This is a genomic window from Nonomuraea cypriaca (assembly GCF_015645445.1).
Taxonomy (GTDB): Bacteria; Actinomycetota; Actinomycetes; order Streptosporangiales; family Streptosporangiaceae; genus Nonomuraea; species Nonomuraea cypriaca.
In genome coordinates this window covers 1-17850 of the sequence record NZ_JADOGI010000049.1, presented here as the reverse complement: position 1 = coordinate 17850, position 17850 = coordinate 1, and the positions used below count along the sequence as shown (strand labels likewise).

Annotated in this window: 15 protein-coding genes; 10 read left to right on the top strand and 5 right to left on the bottom strand. The window is 71.7% G+C overall.

Annotated features, from left to right (window positions below):
* Positions 1-47 precede the first annotated feature (47 nt).
* Together ITP53_RS18185 and ITP53_RS18180 are read right to left on the bottom strand one after the other, a co-directional pair.
* A complete protein-coding gene (locus ITP53_RS18185; RefSeq protein WP_195896594.1) occupies positions 48-1052 on the bottom strand; it encodes a PseG/SpsG family protein in 1005 nt (334 codons plus the stop codon).
* The gene (locus tag ITP53_RS18180) at positions 1049-1762 is read right to left on the bottom strand and encodes a cytidylyltransferase domain-containing protein (RefSeq protein WP_195896625.1); all 714 of its coding nucleotides are present in this window, start codon (positions 1760-1762) and stop codon (positions 1049-1051) included. The genes ITP53_RS18185 and ITP53_RS18180 overlap by 4 nt, the downstream gene beginning before the upstream one ends.
* 112 nt (positions 1763-1874) lie before the next feature.
* Between ITP53_RS18180 and pseB the strand changes: the two genes are divergently transcribed.
* Both pseB and ITP53_RS18170 read left to right on the top strand, forming a co-directional pair.
* Positions 1875-2852, top strand: coding sequence for a UDP-N-acetylglucosamine 4,6-dehydratase (inverting) (gene pseB / locus ITP53_RS18175; protein WP_195896593.1), 978 nt, complete (start codon positions 1875-1877; stop codon positions 2850-2852).
* Positions 2852-3976, top strand: a complete 1125-nt coding sequence (locus ITP53_RS18170; protein ID WP_195896592.1) for a DegT/DnrJ/EryC1/StrS family aminotransferase — start codon at positions 2852-2854, stop codon at positions 3974-3976. Before pseB ends, ITP53_RS18170 begins: the two co-directional genes overlap by 1 nt.
* A 65-nt stretch (positions 3977-4041) precedes the next feature.
* Here the strand turns inward: ITP53_RS18170 and ITP53_RS18165 are convergent, their stop codons facing one another.
* From ITP53_RS18165 to ITP53_RS18155, 3 genes are all read right to left on the bottom strand, one after another.
* Positions 4042-5928 (bottom strand): glycosyltransferase family 2 protein, encoded by a 1887-nt coding sequence (locus tag ITP53_RS18165; RefSeq protein WP_195896591.1) that lies wholly within the window; start codon positions 5926-5928, stop codon positions 4042-4044.
* A 38-nt stretch (positions 5929-5966) separates the two neighbouring features.
* Positions 5967-7589: a methyltransferase domain-containing protein gene (locus ITP53_RS18160; RefSeq protein ID WP_195896590.1), complete on the bottom strand. Its 1623-nt coding sequence runs from the start codon at positions 7587-7589 to the stop codon at positions 5967-5969.
* Positions 7590-7874: 285 nt separating this feature from the next.
* The gene (locus ITP53_RS18155) at positions 7875-8540 is read right to left on the bottom strand and encodes a hypothetical protein (RefSeq protein ID WP_236050937.1); all 666 of its coding nucleotides are present in this window, start codon (positions 8538-8540) and stop codon (positions 7875-7877) included.
* A gap of 368 nt (positions 8541-8908) precedes the next feature.
* Between ITP53_RS18155 and ITP53_RS18150 the strand changes: the two genes are divergently transcribed.
* From ITP53_RS18150 to ITP53_RS18115, 8 genes are all read left to right on the top strand, one after another.
* The gene (locus tag ITP53_RS18150) at positions 8909-9157 is read left to right on the top strand and encodes an acyl carrier protein (RefSeq protein WP_195896588.1); all 249 of its coding nucleotides are present in this window, start codon (positions 8909-8911) and stop codon (positions 9155-9157) included.
* Positions 9132-9890: an SDR family NAD(P)-dependent oxidoreductase gene (locus ITP53_RS18145; protein WP_195896587.1), complete on the top strand. Its 759-nt coding sequence runs from the start codon at positions 9132-9134 to the stop codon at positions 9888-9890. Before ITP53_RS18150 ends, ITP53_RS18145 begins: the two co-directional genes overlap by 26 nt.
* Complete coding sequence (locus ITP53_RS18140; protein WP_195896586.1) at positions 9887-11197, top strand: AMP-binding protein; 1311 nt, start codon at positions 9887-9889, stop codon at positions 11195-11197. The genes ITP53_RS18145 and ITP53_RS18140 overlap by 4 nt, the downstream gene beginning before the upstream one ends.
* Before the next feature lie 151 nt (positions 11198-11348).
* The gene (locus ITP53_RS18135) at positions 11349-12374 is read left to right on the top strand and encodes a LuxE/PaaK family acyltransferase (protein WP_328814907.1); all 1026 of its coding nucleotides are present in this window, start codon (positions 11349-11351) and stop codon (positions 12372-12374) included.
* Positions 12375-12491: 117 nt separating this feature from the next.
* Positions 12492-13700: an acyl-CoA reductase gene (locus ITP53_RS18130; protein ID WP_328814905.1), complete on the top strand. Its 1209-nt coding sequence runs from the start codon at positions 12492-12494 to the stop codon at positions 13698-13700.
* A 3-nt stretch (positions 13701-13703) separates the two neighbouring features.
* Positions 13704-15815 (top strand): hypothetical protein, encoded by a 2112-nt coding sequence (locus tag ITP53_RS18125; RefSeq protein ID WP_195896584.1) that lies wholly within the window; start codon positions 13704-13706, stop codon positions 15813-15815.
* Between the two features lie 120 nt (positions 15816-15935).
* Complete coding sequence (locus tag ITP53_RS18120) at positions 15936-17144, top strand: glycosyltransferase (protein ID WP_195896583.1); 1209 nt, start codon at positions 15936-15938, stop codon at positions 17142-17144.
* 5 nt (positions 17145-17149) lie between these two features.
* Positions 17150-17848: a class I SAM-dependent methyltransferase gene (locus tag ITP53_RS18115; RefSeq protein ID WP_195896582.1), complete on the top strand. Its 699-nt coding sequence runs from the start codon at positions 17150-17152 to the stop codon at positions 17846-17848.
* Positions 17849-17850: the final 2 nt, after the last annotated feature.

Below are 17850 nucleotides of genomic sequence, written 5' to 3'. Positions count from 1 at the left end.
CTGAATGGTCAGAGCCTGACCCCCAGCAGGGCGTCTGGTCTGAACGGTCAGGGTCTGAGGGCCAGCAGGGCGTCGGCGACGCGTGCTCTGCCCTTGCCGTCCACCAGGCCGCGACCGCGTCTGCCGTGCTCCTCGCGGGCGGCCGGGTCGGCGAGCAGCCGGGCGAGCACGCCGACGGCCGCCCCATCGGGCTCCGGCCCGAGCCCGGCCGCCACGCCCCGCCGCACGAGCTCCTGATAGCCGATGAGCTGGTTGTCCGCCACCCAGCTCAGCGCCGTGGGGACGCCGAGATGGAGCAGCTCCCAGACCGCCGAGCCGGCCGCCGTGACCACGAGGTCGGCTCCGGCCATGAGCTCAGGCAGCCGGTCGGTCGGCGGGACGACGGTGATCGACCCGCCCGCCTCGAACGACACGGGGCTGACCACCGTGCCAAGGAACGGCACCCCGGTCGCCAGCAGCGCCCTAGCCCAGGCGGGCGCGACACCGGCGCTGTCGGTGCCCCCGAAGAAGCACAACACCCGAGGCACGGGCCCGGCACCCGGCGCAGGCACCCGCCCTCCGGACACGGCCCCGGCGCTCGGCGCGCGTACGCGCACCCGCACGCTGTCGCGCAGGAGCGCGTACCGGGCGCCCGCCAGTCGTGGGGCGGGGAGCCGGAACGTACGCCGCTCTGCGCCGAGGTTCTGGTCCAGGTAGAGGTCCGCCTGCCGGCCCAGGGGGTCGCCGTCCACGATGGCCAGCACCGCCAGGCCGCCGCCGCGCAGGACCGTGCCGGTCTCCTCCGGCAGGTCGTAGGAGTCGAGCACCACGGCGTCCAGGCGCAGCCGATGGGCCAGCGCCGCCAGGCGTACCGGCTCGGGAGGCGCATCGACCAGCGCGAACCCGCGATCCCGCAGCTGCGACCGCGCCCACTCCGAGTCGCGCACCTCGCCCAGGAACACCACCTCGATGCCCCGGGCGCACAGCTCCTCGGCCAGCGCCACGCAGCGCACCAGATGACCGACCCCGATCCTGGCCCCGGCGTCGCAACGGAACCCGACCCGGCCGATCATGCTTCCCGCAGGGCCTTCTGGCGTACGTGGGCGTTGAGCCCGCACACCTCCGGCCTGGCCCGGAGCCAGCTCACCAGCGTGCCGACCGGCACGTGCCCGTCGCCCAGGTCGGCCACCACGCGGGAGATGAGCCGCCAGTCGTCCTCGGTGTCGAGCGTGACCCGCAGGTCGCCGGCGACCGGCTGGTAGGCGAGCCCCAGCAGTCGCGTGTCACCGGGATGCTCGTAGATGTAGGAGGTCACGTGGGTGCGGTGGAAGCCCTCCGCCTCCCGGTCGGCCCGCTCGAGCGCGGCCCGGCCGGCGATCTCCACGTCGAGCCCGCGCGGCAGCGTACGGGCCAGGCCGGTGCTGAGGTAACCCAGCCCGGGAACGGCGCGGAAGACCAGCGCCGCCTCCCTGACCACGGCAGGATCGAGCAGCGGGCAGTCCGCCGTGAACCTCATCACGGCCTCCCCCTCGCGCCCCCGCAGCGCCTCCATGAACCTCGTCAGCACGTCGTCCACCGGCCCCCGGTGCCAGGCCACGCCGAGCCTGCGGCACTCGGCCACCACCGCGTCGTCGGCGGCCTCGGTCGTGGTGGCCACCACGAGATCGTCGAGCACCCCCGAGTCACGCGCCGCCCTGACCACCCATCCCAGCACGGAACGGCCGCCCAGCTCCCGAAGCACCTTTCCCGGCAGACGCGTCGATCCCATCCGCGCCTGAACCATCCCGACAGTACGCACCGAAGCCCCCGTGTGACCGTCCGTCGTCAACCGATCGCGCTATGCTACCGGCTGCTCGTACGACTACAGCGCGTAAGCGCGATTTCAGGGGGCCCACGTGAGCATACTCAGTGGATCATCGATTCTGATCACCGGAGGCACGGGGTCCTTCGGCAAGGCGTTCATCAGCCACGCACTCGACTCGCTCGGGGTGCGCCGCCTGGTGGTCTTCTCCCGCGACGAGCTCAAGCAGTACGAAACCCGGCAGCTCTTCCGCGACGACGAGCGGCTTCGCTGGTTCATCGGCGACGTCAGGGACCGCGACCGGCTGACCCGCGCCATGCACGGCGTCGACCTCGTGGTCCACGCGGCGGCGCTCAAGCAGGTCGACACGGCCGAGTACAACCCCTTCGAGTACGTCCGCACCAACGTCGCCGGCTCCCAGAACGTCATCGAGGCCGCGATCGACTGCGGCGTCCGCAAGGTGGTCGCCCTCTCCACAGACAAGGCCTCCAGCCCCATCAACCTGTACGGCGCCACGAAACTGGTCGCCGACAAGCTCTTCGTGTCGGCCAACCACTACGCCGCCGCGCACGAGACCCGCTTCGCCGTCGTCCGCTACGGCAACGTCGTCGGCAGCAGGGGCTCCGTGGTGCCGTTCTTCCAGCGACTGGCGGAGCAGGGCGGCAGCCTGCCGATCACCGACAAGCGCATGACGAGGTTCTGGATCACGCTCGACCAGGCCGTCAGGTTCGTGGTCGACTCCTTCGACCTGATGCGCGGCGGGGAGCTCTACGTGCCGCGCATCCCGAGCATGCGCATCACCGACCTGGCCGAGGCGCTGGCGCCGGACAGCCCCGTCTACGAGATCGGCATCCGGCCGGGAGAGAAGCTGCACGAGGAGATGATCGGCCCGGACGACGGCCGCAGGACGCTGCGCCTGGCCGACCGGTACGTCGTCCAGCCGACGATCGCCACCTGGGGCTACGTGCCGCCGCGACACGGCGAGCAGCTGCCCGAGGGCTTCTCCTACCGCTCCGACACCAACGACCGTTGGCTCTCGGTCGAGGACCTGCGCGGCATGGTGGCCGGCTGATGCTGCCCTACGGACGGCAGTCCATCGCGGAGTCCGACGTGGCGGCGGTCGCCGAGGTGCTGCGCGGCGACTGGCTGACGACCGGGCCCGCCGTCGGCCGGTTCGAGGCCGAGCTGGCCCGCTGGACGGGCGGGGTGCCGTGTGTGGCGGTCACCTCGGGCACCGCCGCGCTGCACGTGGCGTACGTCGCGGCCGGGGTGCGGGCGGGCGACGAGGTGGTGACGTCGCCGCTGACGTTCGTGGCCACCGCCGCCACGGCCGCGCTGCTCGGCGCGCGGGTGGTCTTCGCCGACGTGCAGCCGGACACGGGCAACCTCGACCCCGACGCCGCCGCCGCGCTGGTCACGTGCCGGACGCGGGTGGTCACGGCAGTGGACTACGCGGGCCATCCGGCCGACTACGACGAGCTGGGGGCGGTCGCCGACCGGGTCGGGGCGGTGCTGGTGGCCGACGCGGCGCATTCGATCGGATCGGCGTACAAGGATCGGCCTGTGGGGGCGCTCGCGGATCTGACGACGTTCTCGTTCTTCCCGACCAAGACGGTGACGACGGCGGAGGGCGGCGCGGTCGCGGCGGCCGACCCCGGGCGGCACGCGCGGGCCGTCCGCTTCAGGAACCACGGGCTGGTCAGGGATCCGGCCGAGCAGCGCGATCCCGGGCAGGGCGGGTGGCATCAGGAGGTGCATGAGTTCGGGCTCAACTACCGGCTGCCGGACGTGCTGTGCGCGCTGGGTCTGAGTCAGCTGCGCCGCCTCGAACGCTTCCGCGCCCGCAGGATCGAGCTCGTCGCGCGTTACGACACGCTGCTGCGCGACGTGCCGGGGCTGACGCTGCCGGTTCAACGTGCGTACGTCGCGCCGAACTGGCATCTCTACCCGGTGCGGGTCCGCGACGGGCGGCGCCGCGAGGTCTACGATCGCATGCGGGCGGCGGGCATCGGGGTCCAGGTCAACTACCTGCCGGCGTACTGGCATCCGGTGTTCGAGGACCTCGGCTACCGGCGCGGGCTCTGCCCCCAAGCGGAGGCTTACTACGCCGAGGAGCTGTCGCTGCCGTTGTTCCCCGATCTGTCCGACGCCCAGCAGGACCGGGTCGTCGAGACGCTGGCGGGCATCCTGCGCTGATCACCGCTCATCGTTCGGCCGCCAGTAGACCAGGCATCAGCGTTCGGCCAGCAGCAGACCGAGCATCAGCGTTCGGCGAGCAGCAGGCCGCCGTCCTCGCTCCGGTCGACGAGGAAGCGCCGGTCGGCGACGGTCGCGACCGGGTGATGCCGGGCGCGTACGAGCGGGCGGATGGGCCGGCCCTGGTCGATGACGACCTCCCACCAGGACTCGTGGCCGACGCTCTCGTCGATGCCGGCCAGCGGCACCCTGGCCTGGAAGCCGCCGCCCGCCAGCGTCACCGGGAAGTACATCTCCTCGCCGTCGCTCCTGCGTCTCAGCCTGACCACCGGCTCCCCGTCGCCGACGTCGCTGATCTCGCCGGAGAACACCAGGTCGCCGCCGTCCACCCGGCACTCGCCGATGATCGCCTCCGCCTTGCGCAGCCGCAGCCCCCAGGCCCCCTTCGCGGTGCGTACGGGCACCAGCCACACCCCCGACCTGCGCCGCGGCGCCGGGATCAGCGGCGGCGACCAGCGCGGCCCCGCCACCCGGCCGGCCAGCTTCAGCCCGTGGCCGCTGAGCTGCAGGCGCAGGTCCCAGTGGCCGCGCCGGGCGAGCTGGGCGGGCGACAGCATGGCCGGGTCGAAGGCGAACCCGAACGGGAACCCGTGCTCGGGCACCGCCTCGCCGTCCTCCTGCTCGACGTTCTCCCAGGTGGGCGTGGCGTACTCGGCGGACAGCGGCACGGTCGCACCGGTCCTGCGCTCCTGCATCCACACGCGCAGGCGCACCCGGCGCAGCTCGCTCGCGTCGAAGCCGCCGATCGCCGCCCGGCCGGCGCCGCTGAGCACGCCGTCCTGCCACTCGAGGCTCACCAGCCTGGCCGTCAGCCGCAGCTCGTGGGTCACCTCGGACAGGTGGGCGGGCATCGCCGGGTGCCTGCCGTACCAGCGTTTGCGCAGCAACCCGGCCGAGCCGACCCTGGGCTGCAGGTGGCCCGCCACGGCCCGGGCGAACACCTGGGCCAGCGCGTCCTGGCGACGCTGGTGCAGCAGGTGGACCTGGAGGCGGTCGGCGAACGAGATGCTCTCCCACGCCTCCCGCGACACGCCGTCGAGATAGCGGACCGCCAGGTCGAGCAGCTCCCGATCGGCCGGAGTCCGCCTGGTGGCGAGTGCCGCCACGGCGACGGACATGTCGATGTCGAGCGTGTCGCAGTCGAAGTCCGGTTTCAGCTTGGGCGCCCCCCTGCTGAGCAGGTCGGAGGTCTCCAGCACCGACAGGAGCCGGTCACGCAGGTTGTCCGGCTCCAGGCAGCGCTGGGTGATCGAGGTGCCCGGCTCGTCACGCTGCCGCCAGTGGTAGACGATCCCGGCCAGTACGTCCACCGACTCGGCGCCGACGTGGGCGGCCATGGCGACGGGCTGGTCCTCGTACATGCGCTCGGGGAAGCTCAGGCCGAGGCGGTCCCAGAACGAGCGGCGGTAGACCTTGTTCCACAACATCCGGTCGCGGATCAGCAGCGGGTGGCGGGTGATGTGGGTGCGCTTGATCGGCCTGGCGAACGCCTGCCGGTGCGCCCACGACGGGGTGAGCAGGTTCCTGTGGAGGCGCATGACGTTTCCGCAGGCCAGGTCGGATCCGGTGGAGTCGAGCGAGGACACCAGCCGCTTGAAGGCGGCACGCGGGACCATGTCGTCGCCGTCGACGAAGGCCAGGTAGCGGCCGCTCGCCCGGCGGACGCCGACGTTGCGGGCGCTGCCCACCCCCTGGTTGTCCTGACTGACGAGGCTGATGCGTGGATCTTCCGCCTGCCTGGACTCGACGACGGCCGGGCCGCCGTCGACGCTGCCGTCGTCGACGCAGATCACCTCCAGGTCCGCCAGCGTCTGCGCGGCGATGGAGTCAAGGCAGGGACCGATGTACTTCTCGACGTTGTAGAACGGGACGATCACCGAAAGGACCGGCACAGGCACTCCTCATCGTTTCGTCGGCCATCGGGGGTCGGTCATCCGGACAGCAGGCGCATCACGCGGCGGGCGACCTTTCTGGGGCGGGCCAGGCGGCGGGAGAGTCGGTAGCCGAGCGTCCTGCGGTAGGCGCTGGCCTTGCGCTGCGTTCTGCGCAGCTTGGCCTTCGACCTGACGAGCTCGCGCTCGCGGTAGGAGAGCTTGGTCTCCAGCCGCGCGATCCTGGCCAGCGCCGCGGTGAGCTGGTCGGCCAGGCGGTCGCGCGTGCCCAGCAGATCCCGGTACGTCGGCGGCTGCTCGGCGAGCTCGGCCGGCTGACCCAGCTCGGCGTCCAGCTTGCGGGCCAGGTCCAGGTCGCCGGGGTCGCAGGGCCGGTCGGCCATGCCGCACAGGGTCAGCGTGAGCTGGTCGGCCTCCAGCGGCCACGGCCACGGATGGTGGTGGCCGGCCGCCAGCAGCCTGACGGCGAACCGCCACAGGATCCTGCACAACACGATCCTCGGGTTCGGGGTCGTGGCGGGGGCGCCGGCTGGGGTGATGGCGGCGAACCGCGTGCCGTCGTACACCAGGCTGTCGGTCGCCGCCGTCACGTCGCCGCCCGACTCCAGCCAGGTGGCCAGGTCGGCGAGCAGCTCGCGTACGGTACGGACGTCCTCGCGCGCGCACGCCTCGACCAGGATCTCCTCGACCACCCGGCCCTCCGGGATCGGCCGCTCCTCCCCATCGGGCAACCGCCGCACGCCCTGCCGGGTCACCTCGTACACCCGGGACCCCTCCTCAAGGAGACCCAACGGCAGATCCGCCCCTCGCCCGTCCTCGTTCTGCGCTTCGTCCTCGGTGCGGATCGGGGTTGCGACGGCGAGCCAGAGAGGGGCCAGTTGTTCGCCCAGGCGGTGCCTGAACACCAGCCGGGTCAGCCGCAGCGGGTCGGCCACCATCATTCGGTCGCCGCCTCGCGCGCTCAGCGGGAACGTCAGCGCCTCGGGCAGGTCGAGGGCCAGGGCCTCGCGGGCGAGCAGCGCCCTGGGCGCCTCGCGGCCAGGATAGGCGGCGTAACACCGCTGCACGCTCAGTCCGGCGGACGCGAGGCCCCGGTCGAGGGACTCGGGACCGCTGGGGTAGCTGGGGTCGAAGCCGTGCGGCGCCCACTGGTCGTCGCCACCCTGGCGGTCGACGGGCCTGGCCTCGATGAAGCGGTCGACGCCCAGATCGTTGCGTACGCCGAGGACCAGACGCCCGCCCGGCGCGACCAGCCCGGCCAACGCGTCGAGCGACTCGATCCAGGCCGCGGCGGGCGCCTCGGCGGAATGCGTGCGCAGCAGCCCGTCGAGCGCCAGCACCAGATCGTACGGCTCCTCCGCCTCGAACAGATCCAGCCGCCCGCAGAACACCTCCGGCTCCGGATGCCGTTCGCCGAGGGCACAGGCGTCAGGGTAGGAACGCAGCAGCACGTCGACCGAGGACGCCCGCGCCACCACATCGTCCACCAGCAGGTACGGATGCGGCCCCACCAGCAGCACCCTGACTTCCGCCGGGACCATCCGCCTGACCAGCTCCAGCGCCGCACCCCGCCAGTCCGTCATGCTCTCCATGTGGGACATGTCAGACCACAGCAGCATCTCCCCGCCGATCAACCGCACATTCTCCGGTACCTCATCCATCCGCGTGCCCTCACCTCGTGAGACAAGCTCAGTCACCATCCGCCACCTCCGTGTTTATGGCCTCCACTGCGTGGAGGCGGGCTCGTCCGCCCAATGCCGCCGTCTTCCCCCACTCCGCTCGCTACGCTCCCTACGCTCCTCCAGACGACGGCGCTCCCTCGCTGTGTTCATGGCCTCCACCCCGTGGAGGCGGGCTCGTCCGCCCAATGCCGCCGTCTTCCCCCACTCCGCTCGCTACGCTCCCTACGCTCCTCCAGACGACGGCGCTCCCTCGCGAAAACCTGGTCATGGCCGCACTTCGTGCCGGGGGCTCGTCCGCCCCGTGCCGACGCCTGAGGGCTTCCAGCCGAACATTCGCCGAAGCTCCTCTGGGGTTGCCTGGTAGTCGAAGCCGAGCTCGCGTCGTGCCACCTCCCCGGCCAGGCCGGGGTCGACGTGGGTGCTGTGGAGTTCGGGCCACAGCCGCAGGCGGCGGGCCGTGCCGCCGTACTCCGGTCGCTCGTCGTCGTACTGCATCGGGTCGCCGTAGACGGCCATCTCGCAGCCCACCGAGGCGCCGTAGAACAGGGCGCTGCCGAGCCGGTTGGAGGCCACCCTGCGGTGGCGCCGCAACTGGATCAGCTGCCTGCGCAGGAAGTCGCGTCCCTTGTGTTCCCACCGGGATCCGCGCTCGCCATGACAAATGACTCGAAAGCCCCTAGATTCGTACGCCCGCCGAATGTCCGGATTTGCGAATTCCAGCCAATAAAGGCAGACCGTGACCGGACCGGTCTCGACATTTCGGATTTCGTCGGCGAGCCGCGAGTGGTCGCCGCTGACGGAATACTTCTCCCAGCCATGAAAGGGATACCAGATCGTACCCTTGCGCTCGGACGTCACGCCCAGCTCGGGTTCCTGGTAAAGAAGGTAAATCCAGGGCGCTCCGATGAGATATTGTCCCCTGCGGCCCATCGACCATCCCCTGCGACGCAGCACGTCGGACCAGAGGAAACGCGGATACCCCGGGCTGCACCAGTGATCGTTCGGGGGAAATCCGTGGAGATAGTTCCATCCGTGCTGGAGGAAACCTTGAATGCGTTTTGGGGTCTCGTCCGGCAGCCCGCAGTATCTGCCGAGTATGCGCGAGTGGCCGTACCAGTGATTGGATTCGTCCATCATTCCTCCCGTAGCGGTCGGCGTGCCGAATCCGACATTCCCAGCCCACCAAGGGCCCCATGCTTCGTTATACGGTTCCATTACTTGGGACGGGGTCTTGATTTCTGCGCATGCGAAAGTGCCGCTACACTACGTCGAGGCTTGAGGACAGAGAGTGAGTGATCATGAGTCATCTCGATCGCCTGCGGGCCGTCTTCCGCAGGGCGCTCAACCTTCCGTCAGACGCGTGCGTCGACGGCCTGGAATACCGTGCCATCCCGCAGTGGGACTCGCTGGCCCACATGGCGTTGATCGCCGCGATGGAGGACGAGTTCTCCGTCATGATCGACACCGATGAGATGATCGACACGAGTTCGTTCGCCAAGGCAGTCGAGCTGTTGGAGAAGCATGGCATCGGCGCTGCCGCCGTCTGAGGCCAGGATCGCCCTCGTCACGGGATCGACCACGGGCATCGGGAGGGCCGTCGCGACCGTGCTGGCCGCGACCGGCTACCTCGTCGTGCTCCATGGCCGCCGCGCCGACCTGGCCGCGAAGGCCGCCGCCGAGGTGGCCGAGGAGACCGGCGGGCTGACCGACTCGGTCAGCGGCGACGTGGCGGACTCCGGCCTCGTCGCGGCCATCATGCGCGAGATCTTCCAGCGCCACGGCAGGCTGGACGCAGTCGTGGTCAACGCCGGTGTCCACGACGCCGCGCCGTTCCTGCTGACCCGCCGGGAAACGGTCAACCGGCTGTTCGAGGTCAACGCGCTGGGCGCCACCTACACCCTGCAGTCGGCCATCAGGCTGCTGCGCCGCGGCACCGATCCCGCCGCCGTGCTCGTCTCCTCGGTCATGGGCCGCGCGGGCGGCGCAGGCCAGACGGTCTACTCCGCCACCAAGGCGTCGGTCATCGGCCTCACCCTGGCCGCGGCCAAGGAGCTGGGCTCGACCGGCATCCGGGTCAACGCCGTGGCCCCCGGCTACATCCAGACCGACATGCTGGCCACGCTGGACGACGCGGCCCGCAAGGCCACGATCGCGGCGACCCCGCTCGGCCGGCTCGGCACGCCGGACGACGTCGCCCGTGTCACCGCGTTCCTACTCTCGCCCGCCGCCTCCTTCGTCACCGGCCAGGTCATCGGTGTGGACGGCGGGCTGACGCCGTGACCTTCCCACACCCGCAGGCCCGGCTCGTCGTCGCCGGCGAGCCGGAGAGCCTCGGCGGCGACGACCTGGCCGGCCACGTCACCCGCACCGCGGAGGCCCTGACCCGGCTGCGGCCGGGGCCGCTGTTCTGCGGCATGCGCAACAACCTCACCTCCGTGTTGCGCTACCTGGCCGCGTGGCGGTCGGGCCGGCCCATCGCGCTGCTCGACCCCGACCTGTCCGCCGGGGCGCTGACCGAGCTGGTGGCGCGGTTCAGGCCGGTGGCGCTGCTCGGGTTCACGCACGCGGCCGACGGCTCGCCGCCGCCGCGCCGGGAGTCGCCCGCGCCGCATCCCGACCTCGCCGTCCTGCTCGCCACGTCGGGCTCGACCGGCAACCCCAAGCTCGTACGCCTCTCCCGCCAGGCCGTCCTGGCCAACGCCACCGCCATCGCCACCGCGCTGTCCATCGAGCCCGGCGAGATCGCGCCCACCAGCCTGCCGCTGCACTACAGCTACGGCCTGTCGGTGCTCAACAGCCATCTGGTGGCGGGCGCGACCGTGATGCTGACGGAGGCGGGGCTGCTGGAGCGGTCGTTCTGGACCCATCTGGACGCGCACGCCTGCACATCGCTCGCCGCCGTCCCCTACCAGTACGAAATGCTGCGGCGGCTGCGCTTCGACCGGTCCCAGCACCCGGCGCTCACCACGCTCACGCAGGCGGGCGGGCGGCTCCGGCCCGACCTGGTCACGCAGTTCGCCGGGCAGGCCGATCGCTTCTTCGTCATGTACGGCCAGACGGAGGCCACGGCCCGCATCGCCGTCCTGCCGCCCGACCGGCTCACCGGCAAGCCCGGGTCCGTGGGACAGGCCGTGCCGGGCGGGCGGCTGGCCATCGACGACGGCGAGGTCCTCTACCACGGCCCCAACGTCATGATGGGCTACGCGGAAACCGCCGCCGACCTGGCTCGCGGCGACGACCTCGGCGGGGTGCTGCGCACCGGCGACCTCGGCCGGCTCGACTCCGACGGGTTCCTGTACATCACCGGGCGGCTCAAGCGGATCGCCAAGATCTTCGGGGTCCGGGTCAATCTGGACGACGTCGAGCGCCTGCTGCGAGGCTCCGGGCCGGTGGCGGCCACCAGCGGGGACGACCGGGTGACGGTGTGGGCCGAGGGGCTGGACGCGGCCGGGTGCGTGGGGCTGGCCCGGCGGCTGGGGGCGGAGCTGCGGGTGCACTGGAGCGGGTTCGACGTGCGCGGCATCGAACGCCTGCCACTGCTCGCGACCGGCAAGATCGACTACCGCGCCCTGGAGTCCCGCACATGATCCCCTGGCGGACGGTTGCCGGCTCGTGGGCGGGGGCCGGGGGCGCGATCGTGGGTTCGGCCGGGAGCGCGGGCGCGCTCGCAAGCGCGGGCGCGGCCCGGAGTGCGGGCGCGGCCTGGAGCGCGGGCGCGGCCTGGGCTGGGGGTGTGGGGTGAGCGTATTCACGATGGTTGAGGAGGTGCGGGAGGCGGCGCTGGCGACGGAGTTGGCGGCGCTGACCGAGCGGCATCGGGCGCAGTGCCCGCCGTACCGTCGCATTCTCGACGCCATCGGGGCCGAGGCACCCTACGCGCGGGTCGCCGATCTGCCGTGGTTGCCGGTGCGGCTGTTCAAGACGCACGAGTTGCGTAGCGTGCCCGAGGAGCGGGTGTTCCGGGTGCTGGTCTCCAGCGGAACCACCGGGCAGCGGCCCAGCCGCGTCTACCTCGACAGGGAGGCGGCGGCGGCGCAGACGCGGATGCTGGCGGCGACCGTCAGGCAGGTGCTGGGCGATCGGCGGTTGCCGATGCTGGTCGTCGACAGCCGCTCCGTCGTGCGCGACCCGACGCTGAGCGCGCGCGGCGCCGGCGTGCTGGGGATGATGAACTTCGGCAGGGACCACACGTTCGTGCTGGACGAGCAGGGAAGGGTGGACGCCGAGGCGGTCAAGGGGTTCATGGCGCGGCACGGGAACGAGCGGTTCCTGGTGTTCGGGTTCACCTTCATGGCCTGGCTCTACCTGCGCGATCTCGGCGTGGATCTGTCGCGGGGGATCCTGATCCACTCCGGCGGGTGGAAGCGGCTGGCCGCGCAGGCGGTGGACAACGCCGAGTTCCGGCGGCGGCTGGCGGCGGAGTGCGGGCTGAGCCGGGTGCACAACTTCTACGGGATGGTCGAGCAGATCGGGACCGTCTTCCTGGAGGGACCCGAGGGCGAAGGGCTCTACTGCCCCGATTTCGCCAATGTCGTGATCCGGGATCCGGAGACCTGGCAGGAGGCGCCCCCTGGTGTGCCGGGGCTGATCGAGGTGGTCAGCACGCTGCCGACGTCGTATCCGGGCCACGTGCTGCTGACCGAGGACCTCGGCGTGGTGCGCGGGATCGACGACGGGGCCTGGCCGGGCAAGCGGTTCGAGGTCCTCGGCAGGCTGCCGCGAGCGGAGGCGCGCGGCTGTAGTGACACGTTGGGGCAGAGCTGATGCTGGATGACCGCAGCACGTTGGGGCGGACGACCGCAGTGGACACCTTGGGGCGAAGCTGATGCCGGACGACCGCAGTGACACGTTGGGGCAGGACTGATGCCGGACGATCGTGCTGTGGCAGTCGACGTCAGGTTTCCGGTCGGCGCGCCCGTACCCGCTGAGGTGTTGCTGGGGCAGGTGGGCGGAGGGCTGGAGGTCGGGGACGCGCGGATGAGGGAGTTCCTGGCGGCGTTCGGGAAGCGGTTGCTGCGGCCCGCGCTGGCGCGGCGACATCCCGAGCTCGGCTCGCTCGGCTTCTTCCTGCGCCCCAGTGAGCTGGCCCGCACCGTCGAAGGGCTGGCCGGCGAGCACGTCCGCGTCCCGCGCGGCCTGGTCTTCCACCTTCCTCCCGCCAACGTGGACACGGTCTTCGTCTACTCCTGGGCCTTGTCGGCGCTGATGGGCAACCGCAACGTCGTACGCCTCTCACCGCGTTCCGGCCCGGTCGCCGACGTCATCGTGGAGACGCTGCACGAGGCACTGGCCGACGCCGATCCGGTCGTCGGCCGGTCGCAGCGGATCATCTCCTACGACCGCTCCGACGCCGTGACCGCGGCGCTGTCGGCGGCCTGCGACCTGCGGGTGGTGTGGGGCGGGGACCGTTCGGTGCTGGAGATCCGCCGGCACGCGCTGCCGCCGCACGCCCGTGACCTGGTCTTCCCCGACCGGTCGTCGTTCGCCGTGGTCCGGGCGCCTGCCTGGTTGTGCGCGCCCAGGGCGGCGCGGGTGACGGCCGCCGAGGGGTTCGTGAACGACACCTACTGGTTCGACCAGGCCGCCTGCTCCTCGCCGCGGACCGTGTTCTGGGTGGGGGCGCAGGCCGACTGCGACGCCGCGCGGGCCGACTTCACCGACCACGTGTCGCGGGTGGTCACCGTGCGCGGGTGGGGGGTCGACGCGGCGATGGCCGTGGAGAAGCGGGTCTCCACGTACGGGCTGGCCGCCGACGGGCTGGCGGAGAGCGTCGAGTTCCGCGGGAACGCGCTGGCCAACGTGACGCTCGCCGCCGCGGCAGCCGCGCCGCGCCGGTGGCTCGGGGCGGGGACGTTCGCGCACGCCAGGCTCGGGTCGCTGGCGGAGCTGGTCTCGCTGGTGGAGCGGCGGGACCAGACGATGACCCACTTCGGGTTCGGCAAGGCGGAGCTGGAGGAATTGGCCAAGGAGCTGGCCGGGCGCGGGGTGGATCGGATGGTGCCGGTCGGCAGCGCGCTGAGCTTCCACCGGGTGTGGGACGGAGTCGATCTGCCGGCCGAGTTCACCCGGCTGGTGACCGTGATCCGGTGACGGATGGCCCTCGCCCCTCCTGAGAGTGCGCTCGCCGGCCCTCGGGTGCCGAGCGGGCGGCTCGGCTCCGGGTGGGTGCCCGCCGGCGTGGTGTGCGTGGGCGCGGTCGTCGTGTTCCTGTGTTGCGGAGTCTCCGTACGCGACCTGACCGTTTTCGCGGCATATATCGGGATCGGGGTGGCTCTGCCGGGGACGTTGCTGTGGCGGGCGTTCACGGGCGGCGGCAGCTCGCCGGCCGAGGACATCGCGGCCGGGTTGGCACTGGGGTACGCGGTCGAGGTGCTGGCCTACCTCCCGGCCCGCGCGGCGGGGGTGCCGTTGCTGGTGCTGGTCTCGCCCGTGGCCGTCATCGGCACGTTCGCCTGCGTGCCCCGGCTGCGGCGGCACTGGCGCGGGGCCGTCGCCGGGGAGCGGATGCCGGTGTGGTGCGCCTGGGCGCTCGCGGCGGTCGTCGGCTTCCTGATCGCGTGGAGCGCGCTCGCACTCTACGGGGTGCCGGTCACGAGCGCGTACGTGGACATGCCGTACCACCTGGCCCTGGTCGGGGAGGTCAGGCATCACCTGCCGCCCACGCTGCCGACCGTGCTGGGCGAGCGGCTGGCGTACCACTGGTTCGTCTACGCGGAGATGGCCGCGACGAGTTGGGTCACCGGGATCGAGCCGGTGACGCTGGTCTACCGGCTGTCCACCCTGCCCATGACGGCGGCGATGGTCGTGCTGGTGGCGGTGCTCGGGCGGCGGCTGGGCGGGCGGTGGTGGGCCGGGGTCGCGTCGGTCGGGGTCACGTACCTGCTGGTCAGTCCGGCTCTGCGGGACGGCGTGGAGTTCACGTCGCGGTCGATGTTCACGGCCTGGGCGAGTCCGACGCAGACGTTCGGGGCGTTGTTGTTCGCTCCCGTCGTGCTTCTACTGGTCGGCGGGCGGCGGGCGTGGGTGGTGCTGGGAGTGCTGCTGGCGGCGCTCATCGGGGCGAAGGCCACGTATCTGCCGTTGCTGCTTGCCGGGTTGCTGGCCGTGCCGGCAGTGCGGGGGGTGGTGGAGCGGCGGCTGCGGGCCGAGTGGGTGGTGCCGGCCGGGCTCACGGCCGCGTGTCTGGTGGTCGCGCATTTCGTGGTGTTCGGGCAGGGGGCGCAAGGGACGGCGTTCGCGCCGTTCGCCACCATGCGGACGCAGTGGGCGGGCGCCGGGGTGGCCCTGGGGGTGCTGACGGCGGTGCATCTGTTCTGCCTGGCCTGCGTGTGGGGCGGGGTGGCGGCGCTGGGGCGGCGGGCGCTGGATCCGCCCATGCTGCTCCTGCTCGGGATGGGCGGCGCCGGAGTCGGTGCGGCGGTGCTGCTCGGGCATCCGTCGCAGTCGCAGCTCTACTTCCTGGAAGGCGTCCGGCCCTACCTGTCGGTCGCCGCCGTGTGCGGGGTGGTGTCGGGGCCGGCCGGGCGGCGGGCGCGGTGGGCGGTGCCCGCCTGCGTCGCGGGGGCCGGCGCGGCGCTGCTGGCCGAGGGGTTCGAGGTGCCGGGAGGGCCGCTGACCCGGGTGGTGGTGCCGTACCTGGTGCTCGGGGCGGGGGCGCTGCTGGTGTGGCGGCGCGGGTTCGCGCTGGTGATGGTGGCGCTGCTCGGCGGGTACGCCGTTCCGACGTCGGTCAGGGAGGTGATCGGACGCGTGGTGCCCGCGGACGTCGTACGTGTGCCGTCGATCCCCGAGGGGGCGCGGGCGGCCGGGCGGTGGCTGCGTGACCACTCCTCCCCCGGCGACGTCGTGGCCACCGATCTGCACTGCCGGCCGGTCCGGTGGCCGGCGTGCGACAGCAGGCACTTCTGGGTGTCGGGGTTCAGCGAGCGGCGGGTGCTGGTCGAGGGCTGGGCGTACGCCGAGAGCACGCTGTCCAGGACGGAGCTGTTCGGGGCGTCGTATCTCATGGTGCCGTTCGCGGATCCGGGCCGGCTGGCGGCGAACGACGCGGTGTTCGCGAGGCCGTCGGCCGAGAACGTCCGACATCTCGCCCAGAAATATGGCGTTAAATGGCTTTTCACCGGGATAAATCACCGCTTGGACAAATTCGCCCAGCTACGATTCCGGAACGCCACCTCATCCGTGTACGAGCTATCCCAAACGTAAAAGTATTTCCCGTTCACGGAATGGCGACCAGAAACCGCACGCGGCCCGCTGAACGCCCCCAGCACGATTTCCCTTGACGTACGGCCATGGGACGGCCACGGAGCAAGATCAAGGGATTCTATGGACACGCGTGCCGCCATGGAGCCGAGCCGGCGCACCCTCGATTCGGCGACCAGGCCGGCGAGCGTCGACATCGTCATCCCCGTGCTCAACGAGGAGCGCGCGCTGCCGGGCTGCGTGCGTACGCTGGCCGGTTTCCTCGAGGGCTTCCCGCTGCCGTGGCGCATCACGATCGTGGACAACGGGAGCACCGACACCACGTGGCCGGTCGCGACCGCGCTGGCCGGGGAGTTCGAGGGCGTACACGCTCGGCGGCTGGACATCCGGGGCCGGGGCGCGGCGCTGCGGGCGGCCTGGCTGGACAGCCCTGCCGACATCGTGGCGTACATGGACGTCGATCTGTCCACGGACCTCGACGCTCTCTTCCCGCTGGTCGCGGCGGTGGCCAGCGGGCATTCCGAGATCGCCATCGGCACGCGGCTTGCGCACAGCGCGCGCACCCGGCGCTCGCTCCGCCGCGAGGTGGTGTCGCGGGCGTACAACGCCCTGCTCAGGCACGGCTTCGGCGCGGGGTTCAGTGACGCGCAGTGCGGTTTCAAGGCGGTCAGGACGGACGTGGTGCGGCCGCTCATGGCCAAGGTCGAGGACGACGGCTGGTTCTTCGACACCGAGTTGCTCCTGCTGGCCGAGCACAACGGGCTGCGGGTGCACGAGGTGCCGGTCGACTGGATCGAGGACGTCGACTCCCGCGTACGGGTCGTCAGGACGGCGCTCGACGACCTGAAGGGGCTGGCCAGGGTGGGCTGGTCGATGGCCATGGGACGGGCCGGGGTCGAAGTGACGAGGTCCGAGCCCACGCCGACCCATCCGGACGCGATGGTGGCCCGGCCGCGGGCGGTGACCTTGGCGAAATTTCTGATATTCGCCGCCATAGGCGTCATTTCCGGAATTCTGTACACGTTTACCTATCTCCCGCTGCGGGAGGTATGGTCGCCAGCGATGACCAATCTCGGCGCGCTCGTCCTGGCCGGCATCATCAACATCGAGGCCAACCGCCGGTGGACCTTCAAACGGCGGACCGCCGTGCGGTTCCGCGCGGCCGTGCTCCTCCTGGCCAACTACGCCCTCACCACCATGGCCGTGCTCGCGGTGCCCGCCGGCGCCGGACGGCTGGCGGAGGTGGGCGCGGTCGTCGCCACGTACTGCCTGCTCACCCTCATCCGCTTCATCGCACTCGACCGCTGGGTCTTCTCCGGCACAAGGAACTGAAACGCATGGAACCCTCTGAGATCCGCCGCCTGATCGCGCTCGAGGACCGCCACTGGTGGTACCGCGAGCGCCGGGCCATCCTGCGCAGGGAGTTGCGCGGGCTTGGCCGTCCAGGGCGGGCGGTGGACGTCGGCGCCGCCGGCGGCGGGAACACCAGGGTGCTGGTCGAGGCGGGCTGGGACGCGACGGCGACGGACTCGAGCGCGGCGGCGGTGGAGCTGGCCAGGCAGCGCGGGCTCAACGCCGTACGGGCGGACGCGCGGGCGCTGCCGTTTGAGCCGGGCAGCGTCGATCTGGTCACCGCGTTCGACGTGCTGGAGCACGTACACGAGGATCACCTGGTCGCCGAGGAGATCGCCAGGGTGCTGGCGCCGGGCGGGCACGCGCTGATCGCGGTGCCGTGCGACATGGCGCTGTGGTCGGCCCATGACGACGCCGTCGGCCACGTACGCAGGTACGGCCGTGAGTCCCTGACCGTCGTCGTCGAGCAGGCCGGGCTGAAGGTCGATCGCGTCTGGAGCTGGAACGTCCTGCTGCGGCCACTCGTGGCCTGTCACCGGCGCCGCTCCGAGGGCAGCGACCTGCGGAGCATGCCCGGACCGGTCAACGCGGGGCTGTCGGTGGTCGTGCGCATGGAGAGGTACCTGCCGGTCAAGTCGCTCAGGGGTGTGACGCTGTTCCTGCGGGCGCGGCTGCGAAGGTGACG